Below are 21,883 nucleotides of genomic sequence, written 5' to 3'. Positions count from 1 at the left end.
TTTTTCTAAAAAGTTTTTATCGGACAACAGTGATAGTAAATGTGTGTTTTCAAAAAATCACATTGCTTCTTGTTCCAGTCCAGTTCACTCATCTCCCCTTTCTGCTCTATCAACTCGCGATACAAACTGTCAGACAGCTGAATAAAATCTGATCGTCCGAGGTAATCAAGATCTGCATCCTTTAATATCTCCTGAAGCTTATTAACCGGTTTTGCATTAGGACGGGTCACTCCAATAAGTTCTGCTATTTTCTCTATCTGCTCATCTGAATAATCAAAATGAGGCAGTATTTCACGTGCTAGTTCTATTGAATGAGTCTCATGATCCTCGTAAGACAGGATAAAACCGATATCATGCAATAACGCAGCTGTCTTCAACAAAAGTTGATCTTCCTCACCTACTCCTTCGCCCCGGGCAATTATCTCAGTCTGTGTTACTACATCTATCGTATGCTTGAAATTGTGATAATATATCTGCTTGGGGAGTTCTTTCTCAAACCTGTCAAGTACCGCCTCCTCAAGGTCACTAAACCTAATATGCTGCATCTTGAAACGGAAACGAGAATTAGGGGTTCTCATATCACCGTCTACAGACAACTCCGGAACAATTCCCCTCACAAAATACATGTCTATTTCTCCCTTATACCTATATTGAGCGATTTATACAAAAAAAAATAAAAGATAGCTTGCTTATAACCTTGATAATGTGTATTTTAGAGGTATTAAAATAAAAAAACAACACTTCACCATTTAGGTGCACAAGACTATCTTTTATGAGTACGAAGATAACAAAAATCGGCATTACAACCAATAAAATTTCTGGTCGTGGAGGGCTCCCTTTATTTCTTCGCTACACTGAGCAAATTGGCTTATATGGGCTAATATCGCGTAATGTTTCTTCTCTGCTTACTGGAAACAGCAAAGGCTTGCAGCTTCAACAGTTTGTAAAACAGATTGTTGCATTTTTTATAGATGGCACAAATATGGCCATAAGCAGTTTTGATCAAAGTAAAAAGGATGAAGGATATGCATGTTTGCTTGAATGCAAGACCGACCAATTGGCCTCTTCTCACCAGGTCAAACGTTTTTTTGGGAAGCTGTCCGTTATTTCAAACTCGGTATTCAATAAGATACTTAATGAACTGTTTATCTGGAGGCTTCACATATCCAAACCCAAAGTTATAGAACTGGGCATTGACACCATGGTTTTGGATAATGACGATGCTGCGAAACGCGAAGGTTGCGAGGTCACTTACAAGCGTAAGAAAGGGTTTCAGCCACTTCATATATGCTGGGGCTCGTTTCTGATAGACGTGACCTTTAGAAAAGGAAGTGCTCATTCCAATCATGGATCAGATTACACCGACAGGGTACGCTCTATAGTAAATCTGATACGCAAGAGATACTCCAAAGAAGTCCCTATTGTGGTGTGCGCCGATAGTGGGTTTGCGGATCAGAAAGCGTACGAGATATTCGAGCAAGAGCTTAATATACATTACATTACAACAGGAAAATTGTACAATGATGTTACTGAATATGTAAAGGCTTTACCCATTGACACTTTGGGCAAAATCACTAAAAATAAAGCAGTCTGGCAATTTGCGGAATTTGCCAGCAAGTTGAAATCCTGGTCCAAGTTTCGTCGTTGCTTTTTTACCAGATTGCACCGGGATGATACCGGGCAGTACGTAATGGAATTTGGTAAGCCTGACAGCGTCATCTATACCAATATCGGGAACTGTCCTGTCGCTGACAAAAGGCTTCGGGCATCCGGTGGAGATGAGTGGTTTAAAGCTGATACCATCATACGAAAATCACACCAAAGAGGAGCCGACGAGTTGATACATCGTAGCATTAAAGAGCTTGCTACCAGAGAACAACTTCCTTTTAAATCCTTTGGAATGAACAGAGCCTATTATTTTATGCTGGTAGTTACACACTTTATTTTCGAAGCATACAAACAAGATGTTACCGCAGAGGTTATTCCGGTAACCGTATATCCTAATACATTCAGAAGAAAGCTTATTGATTTTGCTGTCAAGATAACCTCAAGGGCAAGGAGTATTGTCCTGAATGTCACCAGAGTAATTTATGAAACGATAAATATTGAAGAGTTATGGGAACGGTGTCAGTCACCGCCGAAAATTCAGTTTGCATAAGGCAGAACAACATACCTCAGGATTGTAAACCCGTAGTGGTAATGGGAGACTTATGTCCAGACCCATAGAAAATGCGATAAAGTTCGGTTTGAGTGAAAAACAGAACTGAATTTTCGTTGAAAAAGTACACGAAAGAAGCCTACCTCTGAGAAAATTTCCGTTTTTTTGAAATCAAGTGAGACGACGGGGGCAGGTGAAATTACGAATCGCTCAATTTAGGTTATACTTAATTGGCATCTTACCCCTGTATTCACAAATAAAAAAGTCTTTAACAAGGAGATATGTCGCACCTGTAATATTAATCTCACCCGGAACCCCTGAAGATTCCATTCTTGAAGCAATATTGACAGTATCACCCCAAATATCAAGGGAGGTTTTGTTTCGTCCAACCCTTCCTGCAATCACGGGACCGGTATGAATACCAATCCTGAGCTCCCAGTAGTCCTGATGCTTGTCTTCCTTGGCAGCCCTCAGCTCAAACATATACCTGTGTATCTCCATTGCCACAAGTATCATCTTAATAGGGTGTACCCTACTCATTTCAGGGATACCTCCTGCTGCCATATAAGCATCACCGATGGTCTTTATCTTCTCTATACCGTAGCTTTCTACTATAGAGTCAAACTTGAAGAAAAACTGGTCTAGTTCATCAATAAGAATCTCCGGATTCAGGTGCTCCACAATCTTTGTGAATCCTTGAATATCCGCAAATAATACTGTTACACTTTTGTATTTTATCGATTTGACCTTTCTCTCCCCATTTTCATTCTCAACAGGCACCGGGTCCATTCCCGACATTATCTTACTTGCCTTTTCCTTTACTCTTAGCGCTCTCTCTACCCTAAGGTTTACCAATTCTTCAACCTTCCTGTAAAAAAGATACCTAACATAAACTGCCACAATCAACAGTACCAATACTGCTATAATCACTGCACCTATACCCGGAAATCGGATACTTCCATGTATCCAGGTAGCAACTACGGAAGCAGTCAGGTATGTATTCAATACTCCGGTCAAATCTTCTCAGTTAAGAGGTAAAACGTATTATCAACAGAAAAAAGTATGTTATAAAATTATAATTTAAAACCATTTACTAGTTTCATAATATCTTTCTAATTCCTATTTTCTTCTAAGAAATTAGCAATATTTTACAAAACTATATTAGTTTTGTTTATGCTTTAATATTTTATGACGTTTAAAGTGTGTTTGTTTGCTCAAAAAATTTATATTTGATAACAGAAACCCGAATCACTGATTTATTATGGACTCCCTAAAAAATAGCATCATAGTTGCATACGATTTCACAGAGGTCGCAATGAATGCTGTTGCCCACGCTGTTTACCTGGCTAAGAACTTCAATACCGGCATAGCCCTATTGCACATAGTCAAGAAAGCCTCCGAAATAAAGGAGATGGAGCAGCAACTTGAAGTTGAGATCCAAAAGATCAATGAGTTGCACAATGTGAGACCGTCCGGTATTGTTAGAACCGGTACTATCTTTAAGACAATCAATCAGGTTGCCCATGACGTTGATGCAACTATGATAGTAATGGGAACTCACGGGATTAAGGGAATGCAAAAAATTACCGGCAGTTGGGCCTTGAAGGTTATTGTCGGTTCAAAGGTTCCCTTCCTCGTCGTTCAGGACCCGCCAAAATCCAAAAATGAACCTCTTAAGTTTGTCTTCCCGGTCGATTTTAAGACTGAAAACAAGGAGAAGTTGAAATATGTTCAGCTGATGGCCAAGTATTTCCCAGCCAAGATTCTGCTGTTCTCAGCTACATCCAAGGAAGGTGTGCTTGACCCAAGAACCAAAGCAAATCTGGTGTTCTGCAAAACGTTCATGGAAGAAAAGAGAATTGACTATGAACTGGTCCTCTCTAAAAATTCCGCACCCTTCAGTCAGGAGACCATCGAGTTTGCCAAAGAAAGAGATGCTGATATAATCTTTATCATGACAACCAGGGATATCGCATTCCACGATTATGTACTTGGTGCACAAGAACAATACATTATTGCAAATAGCGCACGTATTCCCGTAATGGTAATTAATCCACGTACCGACCTTATGAAGTACGGTTACGGTTATTTATAGAAATAATTCCCTCCTGTTAGTGAGGCTGACCCTGGTGGGTCAGCCTCTTTTTTTATATTGACTTAGCTTTTTCATATTTTCGCGATAAAAACTTATATTTCAAAAGCCTTCCGGCTCTTGGCAAGGCTATACAAAACCTCAACGATGAAGATACTGTTCGCAACCAACAATACACACAAAGTCAATGAACTAAGGCAGATTCTGCCATCCCGATTCGAGCTTGTCACGCCGGCCGACCTCAACTGTTACGACGACGTGGAAGAGACGGGCAGTACCCTTGAGGAAAATGCGCTGATAAAAGCCCGCTATCTGTATTCACGCTTTGGGATTAGTTGTTTTGCTGATGACACAGGTCTTGAAATCGACGCTCTGAATGGTGCACCGGGAGTTTATTCAGCCCGTTATGCAGGTGAAAACAAGGATAGCCGGGAAAATGTGGCTCGTGTGCTGTGCGAACTAAATGGTGAGAATAACCGCAAAGCCAGGTTCCGCACTGTGATTGCTCTTATTCTAGATGGGAAGGAGTACCTGTTTGAAGGTACTGTCAATGGCACGATCTCTGTTGAAGCAAAAGGTAATAGCGGCTTCGGATACGACCCAATCTTTGTGCCGGAGGGTTACCAACTGAGCTTTGCCGAAATGGATGCGGAAATGAAAAACAGTATCAGCCATCGAAAACGGGCCACAGACGAGTTAGTAAGATTCCTCGACAAGGTATAAAGGCAATATTATGAACGTAATGAGGAAGTACTCAGCAAAGCTATTTGCCGCAACGATTTGCGCATTGTTGGGCTATCTCAACATAGCGGAAAGTGCATTTGCTGCCTCAAGTGGCTGGAATACTCATTATTCATACAACCAGGTAACCAGTATTGCTGAAACTCCCGACAGAATAGCCGGAGCAACCAGACTTGGCCTGCTTATAGTCGAAAAAGCAGATAACTCAATACGCAGCCTAACTAAGATTAACGGTCTGTCAGACTACTTCATCAGCGCACTGGCTTACAATCCATACGATAATTCCTTACTGGTCGGATATGAAAACGGTAATATCGACATCCTGAGAAATGGCAAGACTGACAATATCAACACACTGAAGATCAAACAACTGGATTCGGATAAGAAAATAATAGACTTTCTGCCTCTGGGTGATATAGTGCTGGTGGCTACTGGATTTGGAATTCTGGAACTGGATCCGGAAAAACTTGAGATACGTTCGACTTACTATATAGGTAATGATGCAGCTGACCTAAAGGTCAACCGCCTTGCAGTCGACAGCGAATATATTTACGCAGCTACTGCTGCAGGATTAAAGAGAGTTGCTGTTGATTCACCTACCCGCCACCTCTATGAATCCTGGGAACATATCTCAGCAACTTCAAATGAATACTGCGACCTATGCAAATTTGCCGGAGGAATAGTTGCAGCCAGGGGCAACAGAGGTGCCTCCAATATACTCGAGTTTATACTGCCGGATGGTACAACCCAGAACATCGCAACAATAGCAGGCTTTTACAGGCTGTGGTGTAATGACGAAAAACTACTGGTGACCGCAAATGCAGGTATAAGAATTTACAATACATCGCTGACGCAACTTGAAACATATGGCAATCCCATCATAGCCGGGATTCAGCAGTCTGCAGCTTACAGAGATGCCCTGATATCTGGAGACGGAATACTCTGGGCTGCCCACAATACTCTTGCAATACTGTGTAACAAGGAACTGAATACCTGGAACAGCTATTTGCCTGAAGGACCTGCAAGCAATATGACCCACCATGTCAGGTTTGCCGGTGACAAACTTTGGGTAGTACCGGGCTCAACAACAAGCGCATGGAATAATGCTCAACGAGCACCTGTTATTTCAGTTCTAGGAAATAAGGGCTGGAGCATCCTTAACACGGCAAGCTCACCTTTGCTTACCGGAGCAACTGACCTTCTGCATATTACTGCCAACCCAAAAAATCCGGATAATGTCTTTATTTCCTCCTGGGGCAGCGGAGTCTTTGAGGTTGATGCCTCAGGTGATGCTCCTCAGGTCGTAAGGCATCATTTCACCTCTGACAATGGATTCCAGAATATTTTCGCCAATGCCACAAGATACGTCAGGGTCGCATCAACTGCTTTTGACAAAAACAATGTGCTGTGGATGCCCAACTCACAGGTACCAAACGGCCTGGTGGCATACTTCCAGACTGACGACAGCTATAAGCGCTATTCATACGGTGCCATAGCCTATGTCTTTACACTAACCCACTTTATGCAGGCTTCAAATGGGGATATGTGGTCGGCCGTCGTCAGACAGGGAGCTCAGAGCGAATCAGGAATTCCGGTTTCAACTGTAGGCCTGTTTATATGGAATGATAACGGTACTCCCAAAGATGACCGTGACGATTATTACCGCAGTGTAGTCCCTGTAGCTTATGACAGAGATTCACGCAATAAGGGACATATAGAACTTTGGGATGAGGAGGGCGTGGTGATATCCAACAAGATTACTGCAATTGCCGAAGATCAAAACGGTTTTATCTGGATAGGCACGGACAATGGAGTGGTCGTGCAATACAGGCCGCAAAGCATCTTTACTACAGAAAAGCCAGTCTTTTCCAAGATCAAGATAGCCCGCAATGATGGAACCCAAACTGCAGACTATCTGCTTGATGGCAAGGTAATAACAGCAATTACAGTGGATCCGGCCAACAGAAAATGGATTGGCACTGAAGGCTCAGGGGTCTATCTGGTTTCAGCTGACGGCTCCAGGCAGATCGAAGCTTTCAATACGACCAATTCCCCTCTGCCATCCGATTATATCAATGCAATTACTATAGACGAAAATACTGGAGAGGTTTACTTTGCTACAGGTGAGGGTCTTATTTCCTTCACCGGCAATGCCACAAAGGGAAGCCCCACCTATTCCAACATATATGCATATCCTAATCCAGTAAGGCCTGAATACAGAGGTAGGATTACAATTACCGGACTCGTTGCAGGAAGTACTGTCAAGATCAGCGATGCAGCCGGACGAATTGTTTATGAAACAACCTCAGTCGGAGGACAGGCATATTGGGATGGACGCAACCTGTGGGGCGACGAAGTCAAATCAGGTATATATCTCATCTTTGTAGCCAACGAGGACGGCTCTATGTCAGGTGTGACCAAAATAGCAGTTGTTAGATAAATGATTATTAACATTCAAAATATAAGTGACTTATGCCGGGAAAACAGTTGACAATTGCAGGTATCGTGTTGCTTTGTGCGGTGATTGTGGCTTCCGTGCTTTATCTGCATAAGAATCAGCAGCTTGAAAACACAGCCCCAATTCTTGCAGTACCTCAGGGTACTGCAATCATGGTTAAGGTTAACAAACCCGAGGAACTAAAAAAAGCTCTTGCGACAGAGACCGAATTCAAGACGGAACTCAACCGTTTTGAGACCTTCAAGTCACTTACAACCCTAATCTCAGATCTTGACTCATCGACTTTCTTCAGCACCTCACCGGTCAGTGATATACTAAAAAGACCCTTTATTATTTCCTTTTACACCGACTCAACAATTACCAGGGAATGGCTTTTCAGTTCGGCTCTCAAAAGCAGGTCTGAAATAACCGAGTTAAAAAGAGCCTTTGAGCACCTGGGAAAGTCAGCTATTATCAAGGCAGCAAGCGGCCTCACCGTTCAGGTCAGCAAGGATGGAGGCTGGCCCCTGGATGCCCGCATGGCTCTTTACAACGGCTATGTATTGGTATCTCCATCTGCCGAGTTAATCGAGCAGGCAATCAGTGCAATTAATAAGAAACAGTCACTCGCCCACCTGCCTGATTTTAGTCGCTTGCTTGTAGAAAAACCATCGGGTAGCATGGCTACTGTGGTTGTCAACTATTCAAGGCTTGACGACTATGTGAAGGATCTGTTTAAGACACCACTCCTTTCGCGCTTTGCCAACAGCTCTGAGCTGGACCTGGACGTACGCAAGGATGCTATCTATCTCAACGGTTTTACCTATGACAAGTCAGGCAGCTTCGCCTCAATCTTTAAAGGGATTGAAGCCCAGAAGCCAGAACTGATAAATATCCTTCCATCTGAAACACGCTTTATGGCCGGCTATTCAATGGTGGCAAACAGCCATTTCAGAGACAATCTCAATACCTTTATTGCCGAGACTGAGAGACATGCAAAGATTAAGGAACTGAATGAAAAATTTACAGCCCGACACAAGAGTCCTTTCGACGAGATGTTCTTCTCTGTTGTAGACGGGGAGGGTGCTTTTGCCTATCTCTCAGGTAGCAGTGCCAACTCCTATCTTCCTGTTCTTGTATTCAAGACTACTGGAGAGGCAAGAACTCTTGAGATGATGGAAGAGCTGATGAGAAATAACGGACAGAGTACCGAACCGGTTGAATGGATACGTCTCGATGATGATACCCGCTTCCCCATGTACAACACTCCTGAAACAGCAATTTTTAAAGCATACTGGAGCACTCTGTTTCCCGAAGTTCCTGCCAGGTATTTCGCTTTCTACAGGAATTACATAATCTTCGGTGATCAGCAGGAGGCAATAAGTCAGGTTCTTTATTCCAACATTCTTAATAAGACCCTCTCAACTCATCCCTATTATTCAACTTTTGCTGAAAACTTCTCATACAGGGAAAACTTCTTTATCTTCTGTGAGATAGCTCATATCCTGAACCTGTCAGGAGATAATATAAATCGTAAGCAGCTTAATCCGACCAACGAACAGAGGAATGCACTTAACAATTTCTATGCTGTCGGTCTGCAGTTTTCCTCAGCATCCAATTTGGTCTATACTTCGGTATATGCCAACTATACACCCCACAGGGACAAGGAGCCACGTACTATCTGGCAAAGCAGGCTGGATTCAACAATAGTGTCCAAGCCGGCTCTTGTCGACAATCATAATACAGGTGAGAAGGAGATTCTGGTCCAGGACAAGAAAAACAACCTCTACCTCATCAACAGCATGGGACGGATATTATGGAAGCGGACTCTTGACGGTCCCGTTCTCAGCGATTTCTACCAGATTGACTATTACAAGAATAACAAGATACAGTACCTTTTCAATACTGCTGATAAAATATACATCCTCGACCGCAACGGCAACCATGTAGCACGTTTCCCAGTCTCTTTGCCGGCAAAGGCCACCAACGGACTGAATGTTTTCGACTACGACAACGATAAGGAATACCGCATCTTTATTGCCTTAGAAGACAAAAGGGTCTACCTCTATGACAAAACCGGCAATATAAATCCGGGCTGGTCACAACCCAGATATGAGGGTACAGTAACCCAGACCCTGCAGCACTTTAGTGCTCAGGGCAAAGACTATATTGTCTTTAGCGACGAATATCGTAATTACATACTCGACCGCAGGGGAGATGAGAGGACCAGACCCTCACAGAATTTTACCCGTAACGGTAACTCTCCCTTCTTTATGAGAGGACGCACAGGTGACAAACCAAGCCTGGTTACAACAACTCAAGGAGGGGAACTGGCGGTTATCGAACTGCCTTCCGGCAATACTTCCCTGAAGCCGTTACTGTCAGCAACTACACCCCATCACTTTGTCCTTATTAATGAGAACTCTCCCAGCCCAGAATACATCATCACTACTGAAAAGTCCCTTATACTGTATGATAAAAACCTGAAAGAGGCTATGCGTGTGGACTTTGAAAATGAAATCTTCCCAATGGCAGATATCTACAGATTCTCAAATACTGATGTTAAATTCGGTGTTGTTGAAAAGACAGGAGGCAGAATTCACCTGATCAACAGGGATGGAAGCCACTACCGTGGCTTCCCGCTCAAGGCTGTAAGCCGCTTCTCTATCGGCTTCCTTAAGTCCTCTGCCTATAGGTTTAACCTGATTACAGGAGGAGATTTCAACTATTTGTACAATTACCGTGTTGAATAGGACTTTAATACAAACTATTGAACTATGCAAAAGAAATTGAGATTCGGAGTTCTGGGAGTATCCAACCACTTTGTTAAGAGGATAATCCTTCCGGTGAGTAAGCTGGAAAACTGCGAGATATATGCCATAGCATCCCGCGACATAAAAAAGGCTCAGGAAGCAGCGTCAGAGTTTTCAATCCCAGTAGCAGTAGGCTCCTATGAAGAGCTGATTGCACACCCTGAGGTTGATGCAATTTATAATCCGCTACCCAACCATCTGCATGCTGAGTGGACTATAAAGGCTCTGGAGGCCGGAAAACCGGTGCTTTGCGAAAAGCCTATTGCAATGGATGCTGCAGAGGCTGAGAAGATGGCCATGGTTTCTGAAAAAACCGGAGTACCGCTGATGGAGGCCTTTATGTACAGATTCCATCCTATCTGGAGGCACGCCAAGGACATGATTAAGTACAACCAATTAGGTGCTGTTACCCACATCCACGCTATCTTCTCATACAACAACCCTGACCCGGCCAACATCAGGAATGTTGCCGAATATGGTGGTGGTGGTCTACTTGATATCGGATGTTATACAAACTCAGTGCCCAGGTTCCTCACAGGAATGGAGCCCAGACGTGTTGTGTCACTAATGGAATTTGACAGCAACAATGGTACTGATATAAATGCTTCAGGTGTAGTGGATTACGGCAGCTTCCAGGCAACCTTCAACGTATCAACACGTTCAGAACCCTTCCAACGCGTTCAGGTTCTCTGCACTGGAGGTTCAATCGTAATCTATATTCCTTTCAACATCTATTATGATGTACCTGCAGTTATGACCATTAGCACAGGTCAGGGCACACGTGATATCAGCTTCCCGCTGGCCGACTCATATGGCATTATGTTCTCTGAATTCACAGACGCAGTGATAAACAAGAAGCCAATGCCTATACCAGTGAGCGATGCAATAGCCAATATGAAGTTACTTGATGCCTTAGCCAGATCAGCTAAAAGCAATGGCTGGGAAGATGTAAAGTAAATACTAGTGTAGAAGGTAAATACTAAAAAAAGCAGTAGATCCCGTGGGATCTACTGCTTTAGTTTTGTACCATCTACAAGCTTGTACAGCTTGTCATTACGTCTCACTTTATCTGCAACCGGCATTGAAAAGACCTGACCTTTTACAACTTCGCTTACAGGTTGCAGGTCATAACGGAGTTCTTCAACATTCATCTCAACAACACCGGTAGTTGGACCTATTATCAAGATCTCGTCATCTTTACACAAGTTTTGTGCTTCAAGCAGAAATTCGCCTACGCCAAGCTTTGGAAAGTAGTTGGTAACCTTACCAACATAGACTTTCTTCTTGGTGGCAAGCGAACCGTAGTTTGGACTCCATTCCCCAAGTTTCTGACCCAGATAGTAGCCATCCCAGAAACCCCTGTTGAAGACCGTGCTGAGATTCTCGTCCCAGGTCTTTATCTTTTCCTCGTTATAGCTGCCCTCAAGTATGGCCTTGATAGCTTCATCATAGGCACGGCATACCGTCTTGACATATTCGGGTCCCCTGGCTCTACCCTCTATTTTAAATACTCGAACCCCAGCATCTATCATTCTGTTGAGGAAGTGAACGGTCTTAAGATCCTTGGGTGACATTATATACTGATTGTCTATTTCAAGTTCATAGCCAGATTCCTTCTCTGTGACTATGTAACCCCGGCGACATGATTGCAAACAGGCCCCCCTGTTGGCCGAGGAGTTAAACTGGTGCAGACTCAGATAGCATTTGCCCGATACAGCCATACATAGTGCACCATGGGCAAACATCTCAATGCGTACCAGTTCACCTGACGGTCCTCTTACATCATCCTTAATGATTGCCTCATAAATGGCCTTAACCTGGTCCATGTTAAGTTCACGGGCCAGAACCACAACATCGGCAAAATGGCTGTAAAACTTGACCGCCTCAATATTTGAAATATTGCACTGAGTTGAGATGTGTACCTCCATCCCCTGACGACGGGCATATTCAATTGCTGCTATATCACTCGCAATAATCGCAGAAATATTGCTTTCCACAGCCACATCAACCATATGACGCATCTCGTCAAGCTCATTGTCGAAAAGGGCAATATTAAGCGTCAGATAACTGTTAAGTCCCTTGTCACGACATATTGAAGCAATAGTCTTCAGGTCTTCAGGTGAAAAATTAACCGAGGACCGGGACCGCATATTCAGCCGTCCTGCTCCAAAATATACTGAATCAGCCCCTCCCTGAATGGCAGCCATCAGCGACTCGAAAGAGCCTGCAGGTGCCATTATTTCAAAATCCTTCCTTGTCATCTTTGTCAGCTTATCGTTTCAAATGATCCGCAGATACAACCTGCATTGTAGCCTTAGCCCTCAGGCTGTCTGTCTCACTTATCTCACCCTCCTGCACCACATATCGCCTTGCGGTATTGTCATATACCTGATATGAATTCCGGGTAACATAACCAAAGGCATCGGGGTAGGTGAAAAAGGCATACTCTTCAGTATCAGAACAAAGCAGATCCTTGCTAAAGTAAAAGTCCGAGGCATCAATGCCAAGCTGCCCCAGCAGCGTGGCAACAACATCCTTCTGGCTTCCTATCTTACTAATCACAGTATCCCTTACAGCAAGCGCACCTCCAGTCCATAGCATAGGTATCTGATACCTTTCCTTCATCTGCGAAGATGCCTTTAGTGGTCCCGGGGTGCCATGATCAGCAATCATTACAATCAGAGTATTATCCCATAGTCCCCTGCGCTTTACCTCATCAATAAAGACTCCCAGACAAGAGTCTGTGTAAAATATTGAGTTCAGGTAGGGGTTCTCATGCACCCGTGCCATAGGAACGTCAAAGGGCTCATGACTGCTGAGGGTAAAATAATACTTAAACCAAGGTTCAGCAGTCTTACTGTCTGCCTCCATCTCATCAGCCAATCTGGCAAAGGTATATTCATCATGGACGCCCCACTTCTCGCCCCTCATGGAAGCAGGGAAGTCGCTCATTACAATTTGCCTGTCAAATCCGGCAAGGGTAACAAAGGAGTTCATTCCCTTAAAACCGGCATCCCCGCCATAGATATATGTTAGATTTCTGTAACCCGCTTCCCTGAATTTACGTGGCATAAAGGCCAGAGACTGCGACTTCTGAGGATACTGGATTATTGAATAAGCAGGAGCTACCTGATAGCCGGCCATAGTGGCTACCAGGCCTTTGTCTGAACGGTCACTTGCCGCATAAATATTATCAAATAATATTCCTTCCCTGGCAACACGGTCCAGATTGGGAGTAACTTCCTCTCCTCCCAGAATACCCACTACCTGAGATGAAAAACTCTCAAGCAGGATAAATACCACATTGGGTTTGTCGGTATTTAGCACCTTCAGCCTGTCATCTCCATGCCTTTTGATATCATCATAAATGGCATATGCCTCCTCATCCTGCATAAAGGAATAATGCCTGGTGCGGGCATCCATGCGCTTAAAACTGTAGAACAGGTTCCAGGGGGGATTGATGGCGGCGTGATTGGCAAAATTGTAGGAGGAAAAATAGGCCACTCCGGTATTGATCGGCGCCACACCCAGTCCGCCCCTTATGGGCAACAACATAAAAGCCGCCGTAAAGAGCGTGAAGAAAGCCGCGAGTCCCCGTGCCGGCCAGCGCAACACGCCGGAGGCTGTCGAACTGCGGGTCAGCCAAAAGTAGCCTTTGGCTGCCGCCCAGCTGAGCAGCAACCACAGGCCCAAAAAGGCCAGACTCTCATACCAGCGCACCGAGGCCAGGATGACCCAGGGCGTCTTTAAAAAAGCAAAGCCCTCCGCGTCGAGCAAACGCCCCCAATAGGCATAGAGATTGATGTTGCCCAACAAAATGCCACTGAAAACCACCACGAAAAAAAGGGTGGTGACTTTGCTGAGCTTATAGCTGAAGCGACCCGTCGACAGCAGGCCGACGGTTTGTATAACCCCCAACAGCAGCAAAACATAGCTGCTCATCGAAAGATTGAGCCGCAGGCCCACCCACAACGAACGGGCCAAAACAGCAAATGGCGCTCCATCGGCGTAACTCCGGTTAAACAGCAAAAACAGCACCTGATAAAAGGCAAAAAAAAGGAGCAGGAACAAGGCCGTTTGAAGCAGATATTTTAAATATTTTATCATATACAAACCAATAAATGATACAGGCTGCTAAATTACAAAAAAGAACGCGAATGACACGAGTCCGGGTTCACCGACCGGGACCAGAAACAAAACGCAGGGAGCGGCGACTTTTTAAAAATATTGTTTAACTTTACATTTGAAAACAAGCGCAATGAGCCCCATGGAAGACTTTGTATCTGTAATTTTCACCACCTACAACCAGCCCCAATGGTTGCAAAAAGTGCTGTGGGGCTTTGAATGTCAGACGCACAAGAACTTCGAGATTGTGATTGCCGACGACGGCTCCCAGGAGGCGACCCGCGAGCTGGTGCAAAATTTCCTGGAAAACAGCCACTTACGTATCCAGCACATTTGGCACCCCGATGAGGGCTACCAAAAATGCCCCATTCTCAACAAAGCTATTGTTGCCTCCAAAGCAGACTACCTTATTTTTACCGACGGAGATTGCATCCCCCGTGCCGATTTTGTTGCCCAACATATTCAAAGGCGTAAGCAGGGCTACTTCCTTTCCGGTGGCACTTTACGACTTCCTCTTGATTTGAGCCAACACATTGAACGCAGCCACATTCAATCTCAAAAAGCCTTTGAACTCAAGTGGCTGTATCAAAACGGCCTTCCCAAAACTTTCAAAAGCACCAAACTGGTAAAAAGCCGCTGGTACACCACCCTGATGAACGCCCTGACGCCCACCAAAGCCTCCTGGAACGGACACAATTCCTCCGGATGGAAGCATGACATTGTGGCCATCAATGGTTTCAATGAAACCATGCATTACGGCGGTCAGGATCGGGAACTGGGGGAGCGACTGCAAAACTATGGACTGCGATCACGCCAGATTCGTTACGCCGCAATTTGTATTCACCTGGAACACGGACGCCCCTATAAAACCAAGGAATCCATTGAGCGCAACCGTGCCATTCGGAATCAGGTGCGCAACACCAAAACTTTCTGGACTGCAGAAGGAATCGATAAACACATAGAAAAAGACTAAAGTATCGTTACCCTAATCAGAAAGAAAAATGCGCACCACAAGAAAACAAAAGGCTAAAGTTGCCCTGATTGAATTCTATCCCTTTCATTCTGAGCTCATCTATTCTCAGCTGCTTTTCTTGTACAAAAGCAATTGTACCCCCATTCTAATATGCAATAAGCAAAATGCTATCAACTATGAAACGATAAAAAACTTTGCTACAATCAAGACTTACGATATGCAAAAACCAGGGTCCTTACTTAGAATTTGGTATTTCTTGCTGAATTCGAAAATCAATAATGTAGTTTTCAACACGGCTCAAGGACCTTCGGTGTTAAAGTTTTCATTGCTGCCCTTTCCTAAAAGGATAAAATTCAGCGGAATACTTCATAATACCAATAAACTGAATTCTAGTTTTGGGCAAAGGATAATAACAAGAAGAGTTAAATCCTATTTAGTATTAGCAAGTTATATGAAAGCTTACTTCCCTCAGAAAAATAAGATAAGCTCTATTCATGTTAATTGTGCATATGTGCCTTCTTTTAACAACTGTGAATTAATAAAACCTGAGAAGGAGGTGTGGATTGGTGTTCCCGGTTCAATAGAGTATAAAAGGCGGGATTATGATTTCTTGCTCGAATTGGCGTCGGACCCTTCATTCCCGGAAAATATTAAAATAATTCTACTGGGTAATGCGTCTAAACATGAAGGTCCATCCTTTATTAAGAAATTAACAGAACAGGGACTGGAACAGAAATTTATTGTTTTTAATAATTTTGTGCCGGATTCACAATTTCAATGCTATATGAAATCGTTTGATTTCCTGCTTCCACTAATTCACCCTACTACACCTTCAGCAGATGCGTATTTAAAGTACAAAGCCTCGGGCACATTTATCCAATCATCCACTTATTCAAAACCCATGCTCTGTCATAAAATGTTTAATACCAACCTATTTGATTATTCTGCTTTGTTTTATAGTACATCGGCCGAGTTAATCAACAGTCTGAAATCGAACAGAAAGCCCTCAAAAAGCCCGGCTCCCGTTTTTGAACAGGATAGATCTAATTATTACAGCTTTGTAACACATCCATAATCGTGGTTTTTCTTCCTAAAATTATGTATAAAGTAAAGATTACAACAGGTAAAATCAGTGATGGGCTCTTAGCACAAACGCCCGGCTCAAAGGGAATATCTAAATGTGGTAAATATCAGTTTTTTATCGATGAAGAAGTTGAGGACCCGGATTTTTGGATTGTTCGTAATAAATATATCAAATCAAAAACCTCTTCCTTTGTTGCTCCTCAAAATGTTATATTAATGATTTCAGAGCCTGTCTCGATAGTATCTTTTCCAAAAGCATATCTTAAGCAGTTTGGATTGATTTGCTCGTGTCAGGAGGAAATACGAGATATCGAAAATGTTGTTTATACGCCTGCCACGCTCCCATAGCTGGTAGGAGTAACTACTCAAAACGGGGTGCCCAAGCATTCTATATCTTACGAATATCTTAAGCAGTCAGCTCCCCCAAAGAAAACCAAACTCATCTCTGTTATTACAAGTAACAAAGCCTTTACCCGTGGGCACCAGGAAAGAATAGAATTTGTTAGAAAGTTGAAGCTTCATTATGGATCCAAACTTGATGTTTATGGGAGGGGCATTAATGATTTCAATGATAAGTGGGAAACTCTTGCACCATATAAATACCATATAGCACTTGAAAACTCATCTTCGAAGTATTACTGGACTGAAAAAATATCAGACTGCTTTCTTGCCGGAACTTTCCCAATTTATTATGGCTGCACAAATATAAATGACTATTTTCCTGAAAAATCTTTTGAAACAATTAAAATAGGCGACTTCGATAAAGCTGTTGAGACCATTGATAAGATAATTAAAGATGAACGGTTTGAGAACTCCCAACAAGAACTTCTTCAGTCAAAAGACTTAGTTCTTGAAGAGTACAACATGTTTGACATGATATCCAAGATCTGTGACACCTTAAACCCGGAACAACCTAAAGAAACAGTTTCCCTTAAACCAGCCATCACAGTTCTCAATCGACGCAATTTTTATCACTATTTTATAGAAAGAAACTATTTAAATCTCAGAAACGCTGTAAGAAGGTTGAATAAAAAAAACAGGATTTGAGTAAGTTTCACCTGCCAAGTTCTCAATACCGCAGTTCAATTTGCATATACTCATCATTTTGGCATCGCTTAACTCCTCCATAAAAATTTGGAGGTGGCCGCTTTTGTTCCCTTCGCTGCTCCATTTAAGCTGCCTCACCATCTTCCAAAGCACTTACTTCAAAGTTACTTATAATAACTGTGGTACCAATCTACAAAATGACTGAGGCCGTCTTGAAGGGAGGTCTTTGGGGCGTAAGCAAAGTCCTTTTGAGCGAGGGAAATATCGGCATTGGTAAAAGTGACATCCCCTGTTTGCATCGGTTGTAAATCAATCTGTGCACGACATGAAAGGGCACTTTCTAAGGACGCAATAAAGTCCATTATCTTTACCGGGTGATTATTGCCCAAATTATATATCCGGTAAGACGGCAAGTCGGGAAGTCGCTTTATCAATTGACTGATGCCTTGACAAATGTCTCCGATGTAGGTAAAGTCACGCACCATCTGCCCCTGGTTGAAGACGGGAATGGATTCCCCCGCCAGTATTTTACGTGTGAAGGAAAAGTAGGCCATATCGGGTCGTCCCCAGGGACCGTACACCGAAAAGAAACGCAGACCAATGACTTGCAGACCAAACTGTCGCGAATAGCTGTGGGCCATCACTTCATTGGCTTTTTTGGTAGCGGCATAAAGCGACTCGGGGTGGTCGGTATCTGCACTTTCGGCAAAAGGACCATCTTGGCTATTGCCGTAAACCGAACTTGAAGAAGCATACAGGAAGTGGCTGACCTTGTTCTGACGACTGGCCTCAAGCACATTCAGGAACCCAACTATATTGCTCTCAATATACTTATGTGGAGCATCTATGCTATACCTTACTCCCGGTTGGGCAGCCAGATGTATTACCATATCGAAATTACCGGAGGCAAACAAAGCATCTATATCGGACCGGTTACAGATATCCATTACTGAAAAACTAAATAACCTGTATGTATTCAGCAATTCAACGCGGTCCTGTTTCAATCTGGTTGAATAATACCCACTAATAGAATCTACTCCGGTTACTTCATGCCCGTTGTCCAGCAACTGCCTACTCAGATGAAAGCCGATAAATCCAGCTGCGCCGGTAACTAATATTTTCATAACTGTTTACCCTATCTTTTTTGTAATGATTCTCTGATACTCTCCACAAGACAATCCTCAAGATTATCAAGCATTGCCTTCTCAGAAAAGCAGGCTCTAACCTTCTCCATGGCGGTTCTGCCCAACATATCCCTGAAGGCATTATCACTGCCGGCTCTCAACAAACCATCATAGAGAGAATCAGGATTTCGGGCCTCAACAAGTATGCCATCAACACCATCCTCTATAAGTTCAGTACTACCATTGACTGCTGTGGCAACACAACATTTGCCAACACCCATGGCTTCCATAACCGCATTGGGCATCCCCTCATAGAATGAAGGCATAACAAAGACATCTGCTCCTAATACATAGGGAAGCACTTTGTCAACAAAACCTATGAAGTGGAAACGGTCGTCAAGACCTTCTGCTCTGACCTGCCTCCTCAACTCCTTCTCTTTCTTGCCTTTACCGGCAATAAAAAAATACCAGTTATGTCCTTCCGCTACTCCCCTTGCGGCTGACTTTATCAGTACATCAAAGCCCTTTTGCGAAGCCAGTCGACCTGCGCTGAAAAACACCAGAGCATCTTCAGGTAAACAAAAGTTTGCCCTAAAATCAAAGGGATCTACATCTGCTGGAGGATTAAACCCGTTGTATATCACCTTTACAAATCCGGGTCGGAACCAGCAATAGGAATCATACTCCTCCTTGATAGATCTGGTATTGGTAATTATCCCGTCGATCATCTTTGTAAAGATGTATTTGTACTTGAGCTTCCTGCTAATGAGCTGCAAGCCGTGACGGGCTAACACGACCGGGCCGCCTGAGACACGGGCGGCTACTGCTGCAATCTTGGTATCCTTATTTTGACCGCATATAATCACATCTACTGGATTCTTCCACAGCACCCTAAGTAAGTTGAAGAAACCGATAAAATCGAAGTCAGTCTTGAACGAAAGTGGAAGTGTAGGCAGATTCAAGGATCTTGCATTCTGCGATATTTTCGATTTGTCTGCACACCCCACAATAACCTTATGCCCACGCTCCCTAAGTCCGGAGGCGGCCATAAGCATCCATTTCTCTCCCCCGCCCCATTTCTTACGACCAAGAGAATTAAGAAATAAAATATTCATCAAGACAATAGGTGTGTATTTGGGATCAGAGTCTGTTACTTCTCGTCCTCGTCAATAAAAAATCAAGTTTGTCGGCCACCATAGCCGGACTTATATGTTCCATACATGCAAAGTCCCCTCTGTAACATTCCTTGTTTCCGAACACGGAACATGGCCTGCATGTCAAATCAACCTGGACAGCCCAATCCTCGGGAAGCTGCCAGCCATAAAACCCGGCATACGGGTGGGTTGCACCCCAAATACTTAGCACTGGAGTATTAACAAGACGTGCCAAGTGCATATTGGCCGAATCCATCGAAATCATAACATCCAACATGGCCATTGCTTTCAGTTCATCGTCAATCGACAAGCGACCTGCCAGACTGTGTACGTTTACAAAGCGACCTGCCAGATCTTCAAGCACCTCAGCCTCAGTCCCACGACCACCAAACAGGTATACCTGAAAACCTCGTTCATCAAGCAAATCTATAAGCTGTTCTACCTTCTCAAGAGGCCAGGCCTTCCACTTATGTCCCGCAAAGGGCGCAATACCAATATGAGGACCCGCTAGTCCCAGGGATGCGTGTGGAGGCTGTGAACTTTCAATAAAAAAATAACCTCTAAGACTTAGTGGCTGAAGATCAAATGCCTTACCCGCTGCACCAAATACATCACAGTATCGTTGAAAAGTGGACTTCAAAGGTCTCAGCCTCTTGTTGGTCTGTCTCACAAGTTCATCTTTCTCAGTACGGCCTTTGTCAATCCTATAAACAGGGATTCCCGATAAACTAAACAATAGGCCAAGTATCCTGCTGCGCAATACATTATGTAGGTCGGCAACAAAACTGTAGGATCCAATAGACCTGAGCTCCCTGAATAATCTGAAAATACCGGCTAGTCCCTTATGCTCCCCCTTTGGATTGAAGCTGACAAAATGAACCTGGCTAAAGGGTTCATATAGCTTTGCTGCAAATGGACGGGACACAAATACAACCTCTGCCTCCGGATAGGCCTTTAAAAAGCCGGCAATGACAGGTACAGTCATTGCCACATCCCCGAAAGCACTGAATCGTACTACCAGTATCTTACCGCCTTTTTTCACTTTCCTCCTTTATATAATACCGGATTAAGTGCGGGATCATTGTACATCTTCATCTGCTTGTACACCTTCATGTACTTCCTACCTGCTTCAATATCAGCCAGCAGTTCATCGATAGCCCTGCTTAGGTCAGTACGCTGGGTAAGCAATACGTTTAGCTTGTCAGTACATGCCTTTATATGTTCCGGAGCTGCATCAGTACGAATAGTCTCCTGCTTCATATGATATATCTTAAGCGCCAAGATTGACAATCTGTCGATAGCCCATGCAGGAGTCTCAGTGTTAATTGTGGCATCATTAGCAACCTTTATATCTTTGTATTTGTCAAGCAGATAGCTGTCAATATACTCGACAAGGTCGGTTCTCTCCTGATTGGATGCGTCTATCCTGCGCTTGATCTTAAGCGCTTCAACGGGATCAATTGCAGGATCCCTGATAATATCTTCAAGGTGCCATTGAACGGCATCTATCCAGTTCTTGGAAAACAAAAGGAACTCAATGGAACCTTTTTCATAAGGGTTATGTGGTGTTGCATCTACATTGTCAAACTCATGGTAATGACCCGTAGTTGCATCAAAAATTTGATTACACAACTGGCTAAAACTCATAATAGATGTTTCTTTTGGTGAATTTCAACAAAGGTACCAATTTTATTTCGTTTTGCACATACGCTATCACTTACCCCCTGTCTTAAAAACCGAGGCTGCCTTTGCGGGCAGCCTCAATATTATACCAAACCTATACAAATCTGAATTATTCCTGCTTAAATGCTTTATCAACCAAGATGATCACATGATTCTCCTTACAATCGAGTATACCCCCACTACACTCAAATAGTCTTTCAAGGCCATCTTTCCCAATCACTCTGATCCTGCCATTTGTAAGCGAGGCAATAATTGGTGCGTGATCCTTCAGGAGGGTGAAACGCCCGTTGAAACCGGGAACTTCAACCATTCCGACAGGTCCTTCAAACACGATTTGTTCAGGAGTGACTACTTCGAGAAATAAGTCTGTTTTCATTTCCTACGAGCCTCCTTCATCAGTTTTTCACCCTTCTCAATAGCTTCTTCAATAGTACCGACCAGGTTGAAAGCAGC

At 43.6% G+C, this 21,883-nt stretch carries 19 protein-coding genes; 10 read left to right on the top strand and 9 right to left on the bottom strand.

Annotated elements, in window-relative coordinates; genetic code table 11:
* Window positions 1-5: 5 nt before the first annotated feature.
* Window positions 6-617 (bottom strand): HD domain-containing protein, encoded by a 612-nt coding sequence (locus M9189_RS00675; protein WP_250723985.1) that lies wholly within the window; start codon window positions 615-617, stop codon window positions 6-8.
* Window positions 618-772: 155 nt separating this feature from the next.
* Here M9189_RS00675 and M9189_RS00670 point away from each other — a divergent pair, with 155 nt between their 5' ends.
* Window positions 773-2,158 carry an IS1380 family transposase gene (locus M9189_RS00670; RefSeq protein WP_250722148.1) on the top strand — a complete coding sequence of 462 codons (1,386 nt, stop codon included), beginning with the start codon at window positions 773-775 and terminating at the stop codon, window positions 2,156-2,158.
* A gap of 210 nt (window positions 2,159-2,368) precedes the next feature.
* On the opposite strand, the gene M9189_RS00665 is transcribed toward M9189_RS00670, so the two are convergent.
* Entirely contained in the window at window positions 2,369-3,175 is an 807-nt protein-coding gene (locus M9189_RS00665; RefSeq protein WP_250723984.1) for an adenylate/guanylate cyclase domain-containing protein, read from the bottom strand.
* A 244-nt stretch (window positions 3,176-3,419) separates the two neighbouring features.
* Here M9189_RS00665 and M9189_RS00660 point away from each other — a divergent pair, with 244 nt between their 5' ends.
* The 5 genes from M9189_RS00660 (at window position 3,420) to M9189_RS00640 (ending at window position 11,198) form a co-directional block, all read left to right on the top strand.
* Window positions 3,420-4,253 carry a universal stress protein gene (locus M9189_RS00660; RefSeq protein WP_250723983.1) on the top strand — a complete coding sequence of 278 codons (834 nt, stop codon included), beginning with the start codon at window positions 3,420-3,422 and terminating at the stop codon, window positions 4,251-4,253.
* A 144-nt stretch (window positions 4,254-4,397) separates the two neighbouring features.
* Window positions 4,398-4,973, top strand: coding sequence for a non-canonical purine NTP diphosphatase (locus M9189_RS00655; protein ID WP_250723982.1), 576 nt, complete (start codon window positions 4,398-4,400; stop codon window positions 4,971-4,973).
* 19 nt (window positions 4,974-4,992) lie between these two features.
* Window positions 4,993-7,431: a type IX secretion system anionic LPS delivery protein PorZ gene (gene porZ, locus M9189_RS00650; protein WP_250723981.1), complete on the top strand. Its 2,439-nt coding sequence runs from the start codon at window positions 4,993-4,995 to the stop codon at window positions 7,429-7,431.
* A 32-nt stretch (window positions 7,432-7,463) separates the two neighbouring features.
* Window positions 7,464-10,181 (top strand): DUF3352 domain-containing protein, encoded by a 2,718-nt coding sequence (locus M9189_RS00645; protein ID WP_250723980.1) that lies wholly within the window; start codon window positions 7,464-7,466, stop codon window positions 10,179-10,181.
* Window positions 10,182-10,205: 24 nt separating this feature from the next.
* Window positions 10,206-11,198, top strand: a complete 993-nt coding sequence (locus M9189_RS00640; RefSeq protein WP_250723979.1) for a Gfo/Idh/MocA family protein — start codon at window positions 10,206-10,208, stop codon at window positions 11,196-11,198.
* Between the two features lie 50 nt (window positions 11,199-11,248).
* Here M9189_RS00640 and M9189_RS00635 read toward each other — a convergent pair whose 3' ends face one another.
* A complete protein-coding gene (locus tag M9189_RS00635; RefSeq protein WP_250723978.1) occupies window positions 11,249-12,502 on the bottom strand; it encodes a peptidase U32 family protein in 1,254 nt (417 codons plus the stop codon).
* 10 nt (window positions 12,503-12,512) lie between these two features.
* Window positions 12,513-14,348, bottom strand: coding sequence for an LTA synthase family protein (locus M9189_RS00630; protein ID WP_250723977.1), 1,836 nt, complete (start codon window positions 14,346-14,348; stop codon window positions 12,513-12,515).
* A 160-nt stretch (window positions 14,349-14,508) separates the two neighbouring features.
* Here M9189_RS00630 and M9189_RS00625 point away from each other — a divergent pair, with 160 nt between their 5' ends.
* From M9189_RS00625 to M9189_RS00610, 4 genes are read left to right on the top strand one after another with little or no spacing between them, the layout of a single operon-like run.
* The gene (locus M9189_RS00625; RefSeq protein WP_250723976.1) at window positions 14,509-15,339 is read left to right on the top strand and encodes a glycosyltransferase family 2 protein; all 831 of its coding nucleotides are present in this window, start codon (window positions 14,509-14,511) and stop codon (window positions 15,337-15,339) included.
* 28 nt (window positions 15,340-15,367) lie between these two features.
* Entirely contained in the window at window positions 15,368-16,414 is a 1,047-nt protein-coding gene (locus M9189_RS00620; RefSeq protein ID WP_250723975.1) for a hypothetical protein, read from the top strand.
* Window positions 16,415-16,437: 23 nt separating this feature from the next.
* Entirely contained in the window at window positions 16,438-16,770 is a 333-nt protein-coding gene (locus M9189_RS00615; RefSeq protein WP_250723974.1) for a hypothetical protein, read from the top strand.
* A 27-nt stretch (window positions 16,771-16,797) separates the two neighbouring features.
* Window positions 16,798-17,469, top strand: a complete 672-nt coding sequence (locus M9189_RS00610) for a glycosyltransferase family 10 domain-containing protein (RefSeq protein WP_250723973.1) — start codon at window positions 16,798-16,800, stop codon at window positions 17,467-17,469.
* 164 nt (window positions 17,470-17,633) lie between these two features.
* On the opposite strand, the gene M9189_RS00605 is transcribed toward M9189_RS00610, so the two are convergent.
* The 5 genes from M9189_RS00605 to atpC all read right to left on the bottom strand — a co-directional run bounded on the left by M9189_RS00605 (window position 17,634) and on the right by atpC (window position 21,806).
* Entirely contained in the window at window positions 17,634-18,593 is a 960-nt protein-coding gene (locus M9189_RS00605) for an NAD-dependent epimerase/dehydratase family protein (protein WP_250723972.1), read from the bottom strand.
* An 11-nt stretch (window positions 18,594-18,604) separates the two neighbouring features.
* A complete protein-coding gene (locus M9189_RS00600; RefSeq protein WP_250723971.1) occupies window positions 18,605-19,708 on the bottom strand; it encodes a glycosyltransferase in 1,104 nt (367 codons plus the stop codon).
* A 25-nt stretch (window positions 19,709-19,733) separates the two neighbouring features.
* Entirely contained in the window at window positions 19,734-20,789 is a 1,056-nt protein-coding gene (locus M9189_RS00595) for a glycosyltransferase family 9 protein (protein WP_250723970.1), read from the bottom strand.
* On the bottom strand, window positions 20,786-21,394 hold the full coding sequence (locus M9189_RS00590; protein WP_250723969.1) for a DUF4254 domain-containing protein: 609 nt from the start codon (window positions 21,392-21,394) through the stop codon (window positions 20,786-20,788). The genes M9189_RS00595 and M9189_RS00590 overlap by 4 nt, the downstream gene beginning before the upstream one ends.
* A gap of 145 nt (window positions 21,395-21,539) precedes the next feature.
* The gene (gene atpC / locus M9189_RS00585; RefSeq protein ID WP_250723968.1) at window positions 21,540-21,806 is read right to left on the bottom strand and encodes an ATP synthase F1 subunit epsilon; all 267 of its coding nucleotides are present in this window, start codon (window positions 21,804-21,806) and stop codon (window positions 21,540-21,542) included.
* Between the last annotated feature and the right edge of the window lie 77 nt (window positions 21,807-21,883).

Source organism: Xiashengella succiniciproducens, assembly GCF_023674465.1.
GTDB classification, from domain to species: Bacteria; Bacteroidota; Bacteroidia; order Bacteroidales; family Marinilabiliaceae; genus Geofilum; species Geofilum succiniciproducens.
Note: the sequence above shows the minus strand (reverse complement) of the source record. Positions and strands in the feature narration are given on the sequence as shown.

Bases quoted from the DNA above. Each gene is read 5' to 3' on its own strand.
- M9189_RS00670 (WP_250722148.1), top strand. From the start codon at position 773: ATGAGTACGAAGATAACAAAAATCGGCATTACAACCAATAAAATTTCT.
- M9189_RS00660 (WP_250723983.1), top strand. From the start codon at position 3,420: ATGGACTCCCTAAAAAATAGCATCATAGTTGCATACGATTTCACAGAG.
- M9189_RS00655 (WP_250723982.1), top strand. From the start codon at position 4,398: ATGAAGATACTGTTCGCAACCAACAATACACACAAAGTCAATGAACTA.
- porZ (WP_250723981.1), top strand. From the start codon at position 4,993: ATGAGGAAGTACTCAGCAAAGCTATTTGCCGCAACGATTTGCGCATTG.
- M9189_RS00645 (WP_250723980.1), top strand. From the start codon at position 7,464: ATGCCGGGAAAACAGTTGACAATTGCAGGTATCGTGTTGCTTTGTGCG.
- M9189_RS00640 (WP_250723979.1), top strand. From the start codon at position 10,206: ATGCAAAAGAAATTGAGATTCGGAGTTCTGGGAGTATCCAACCACTTT.
- M9189_RS00635 (WP_250723978.1), bottom strand. From the start codon at position 12,502: ATGACAAGGAAGGATTTTGAAATAATGGCACCTGCAGGCTCTTTCGAG.
- M9189_RS00630 (WP_250723977.1), bottom strand. From the start codon at position 14,348: ATGATAAAATATTTAAAATATCTGCTTCAAACGGCCTTGTTCCTGCTC.
- M9189_RS00625 (WP_250723976.1), top strand. From the start codon at position 14,509: ATGGAAGACTTTGTATCTGTAATTTTCACCACCTACAACCAGCCCCAA.
- M9189_RS00620 (WP_250723975.1), top strand. From the start codon at position 15,368: ATGCGCACCACAAGAAAACAAAAGGCTAAAGTTGCCCTGATTGAATTC.
- M9189_RS00615 (WP_250723974.1), top strand. From the start codon at position 16,438: ATGTATAAAGTAAAGATTACAACAGGTAAAATCAGTGATGGGCTCTTA.
- M9189_RS00605 (WP_250723972.1), bottom strand. From the start codon at position 18,593: ATGAAAATATTAGTTACCGGCGCAGCTGGATTTATCGGCTTTCATCTG.
- M9189_RS00600 (WP_250723971.1), bottom strand. From the start codon at position 19,708: ATGAATATTTTATTTCTTAATTCTCTTGGTCGTAAGAAATGGGGCGGG.
- M9189_RS00590 (WP_250723969.1), bottom strand. From the start codon at position 21,394: ATGAGTTTTAGCCAGTTGTGTAATCAAATTTTTGATGCAACTACGGGT.
- atpC (WP_250723968.1), bottom strand. From the start codon at position 21,806: ATGAAAACAGACTTATTTCTCGAAGTAGTCACTCCTGAACAAATCGTG.